Below are 2,627 nucleotides of genomic sequence, written 5' to 3'. Positions count from 1 at the left end.
TGGCTAATAACATCATGTCGATCAGCCAATAACATCATGCCGATCACCATTTTTCTACCCGCAGGAACTGCGTCTTTCTTTTACTCTGCCTGATCGGCATCGGTCAAGTTGATGCCCTGTTTTCGCATCGACTCACCTGTCAAACCTACTCGTACCGCTCTGTGGATCAGCCGGTCCAGGATCGCTTCTGCGAATGTGGCCTCTCCGATCATCCCATACCATTTCTCTACCGGCAGTTGGCTCGCAACCACTGTCGAGACCCTCCCGTAACGGGTATCGATGATCTCCAGCAAATTACTGCGCTCGGCCGCATCCAGCATCTCCATGCCCCAGTCATCCAGGATCAGCAAGCCCACATTATTCACCTGCTCCAGCAGCTTCGGATAACTGCCATCCGCCTGCGCCAGTCTCATCTCTTCCAGCAGGGTTTTCAGCCGGTAGTAGCGCACCGCTACGCCTTGCCGGATAAAATAGCGGCCCAACGCACAGGCCAGGTAACTCTTCCCACAGCCTGCCGCCCCCGTCAGCAGCAGGTTTTGCTGATGAGCCAGCCACTGCCCTTCCAGTAGCTGGCGGATCTGCGCTTTGCTTATTCCCCGGCTGGCACGGTAGTCCAGCTGCTCAATTTGACCGGACAATCGAAACCGCGCTTGCTTCTCCAACCGGTTAACTTTGCGCTGCTCCCGTTGCACCAGCTCATGACTCAGCAGCAGTTGCAGCCGCTCTTCAAAGCTCATGTCCTGATACAACGCGCTCTGTGTCTGTTGCTGACTCAGCGCCTGTTTCACACCGCCCAGACGCAGGGTGCTCAGTTGTTCATCGAGATGTAATTGCATGCTCTTTTCCTTGTTGAGTGATGGATTAGTGGAAGTAGTGTTCGCCGTGGACATTGTCATGATGGATGTCTTGCAACGGATCCTGGCGTGAGGTGGCAACTGGTTGTTGTTCCAGCCCGTGTTTGAGCATGTTGCGGATGTGGTGCAGCCGGTTGGCGCCGGTCAGATAGCCACGTAGACAGGCGGCCTCCAGCCGCGCCTTGCCATACTTTTTGCTCTGTCCCAGCAGGGCCTGACAAGGTCGCACGGCTTGGGCCGGATGCGCTGCCTGGCGGATAAAACTATCCACCCAATGCGTGGTATAGGGCCCGATGGACGCGGCCCAGCTCAGTAGGCGTTCAGGTGAGCACTCCAGCAGTGCCTGGTGATGCGCTGGCATATGGGCGGGCAGACTGCTGTGCTGGCCTTTGCGATGACTGCGTGGGTGCTGAGCGACGACCTTACCCGCGTGATACAGGGTGACCGTACGCTCCGCCAGATGGGCTTCCAGCCGCTTGCCCTGCAAGGCATAAGGGACCGAGTAATAGTGCTTCTCCAGGTCGACGTGGTAATCCTTGCCGACCAGCACCGACACCACTTTGGTGTACTGGTAGGGGTACGCTGGCAAGGGCTTGAGTGCTGGCGCATCGAGCTCGGCAAACATGGATGCGCGGCAACCGGGCAGCTTCTGGAAGGGTTTCTCATTGAGCCGGGTCAGTAACCCGGATATCCGTTGGTTAAGATGAGCCAGGCTATGGAAGGTCTCATGGCGCAGTACCGCCAGGATCCAGCGGGTGACGATCTGTACCCCCACCTCGGCCTTGGATTTATCTTTCGGCTTGCGCGGCCTGGCGGGCATGATCGCTGTGCCGAAGTGAGCGGCCAGCATCTGGTAGGTGGGATTGAGATCCGGGTCAGTATTGCGTGCCACGCTGACCGCACTCTTCAAGCAATCAGGCACCACCAGTTGCGGGACGCCGCCGAAAAACTCAAAGGCCCGCTTGTGGCTCATCACCCAATCCTCAAGCTGTTGGGAGCGGGTGGCTTCAGCAAAGGTGTAGTTGGAGGCCCCGAGCACCGCGACGAAGACCTGGGCCCGATAGAGGATCTCACCGGTATGAGGATCCACGATGGGCATGGTCTGGCCACAGTAATCGACAAAGAGTTTTTCGCCCGCGATATGGGTCTGGCGCATCGACGGTTGCAGCACCGATGCCCACTCCTTATAGAGCCGACAGAAATGGTTGTAGCTGTAGTGGGCACCGTTATTGCGCTCGGCATACTCCTGCCACAGTAGCTCCAGCGTTACCCCTTTTTGACCGGGCTGTTTGAGCTCCTGATGGAGCACGGCCCAGTCAGGGAGCGGTTTGTGGCGGGTTTTGGACACCGCGCGGGTGCTGAGGAAGGCACGCTCCAGGGTGACATCATCCCAGCGCTCACAGAGCGGCCAGGTAGTGATATCCAACTGAGCAGCGCGATTGAGGTAATAGGAGACGGTGCTGGATGAGATATGCAGGCTGAGGGCGATCTGACGATGCGCCAGTTGAGCCTGATATTTGAGACGAAGGATTTCTTTGAGTTTTCTCACGGTGATAGGCCTCGCAGACATGCACTTTCCTCTTTTGGGTCCAGTTGGAAAGTGCGGGTTTAACGAAGCGGGGAGAAGAAGTCATCAATAACATTCATGCCGATCATGGTTTCCCATAGAGGAAAAAAGTGATCGGCTTGGGATGTTATTGGGCGATCGGCATGGATGTTATTGAGTGATCGGCATGAATGTTATTGAGCGATCGCCATGCGTGGGAATACGCA

The 2,627-nt window shown here is 56.8% G+C and carries 2 protein-coding genes; both read right to left on the bottom strand.

Features of this window, described 5'->3' with window-relative positions:
- Window positions 1-80 precede the first annotated feature (80 nt).
- Complete coding sequence (istB, locus tag PG888_RS22675; protein WP_024945936.1) at window positions 81-836, bottom strand: IS21-like element helper ATPase IstB; 756 nt, start codon at window positions 834-836, stop codon at window positions 81-83.
- 25 nt (window positions 837-861) lie between these two features.
- Entirely contained in the window at window positions 862-2,424 is a 1,563-nt protein-coding gene (gene istA / locus PG888_RS22670; protein WP_042061740.1) for an IS21 family transposase, read from the bottom strand.
- Window positions 2,425-2,627 lie beyond the last annotated feature (203 nt).

It is taken from the genome of Aeromonas sp. QDB23, assembly GCF_027707745.1.
GTDB lineage: Bacteria > Pseudomonadota > Gammaproteobacteria > Enterobacterales > Aeromonadaceae > Aeromonas > Aeromonas allosaccharophila.
The sequence above is the reverse complement of the archived record's forward strand: the minus strand, read 5'-3'. Positions and strand labels throughout refer to the sequence as shown.

Coding starts and splice junctions, on each gene's coding strand:
- istB (WP_024945936.1), bottom strand. CDS start 836: ATGCAATTACATCTCGATGAACAACTGAGCACCCTGCGTCTGGGCGGT.
- istA (WP_042061740.1), bottom strand. CDS start 2,424: ATGTCTGCGAGGCCTATCACCGTGAGAAAACTCAAAGAAATCCTTCGT.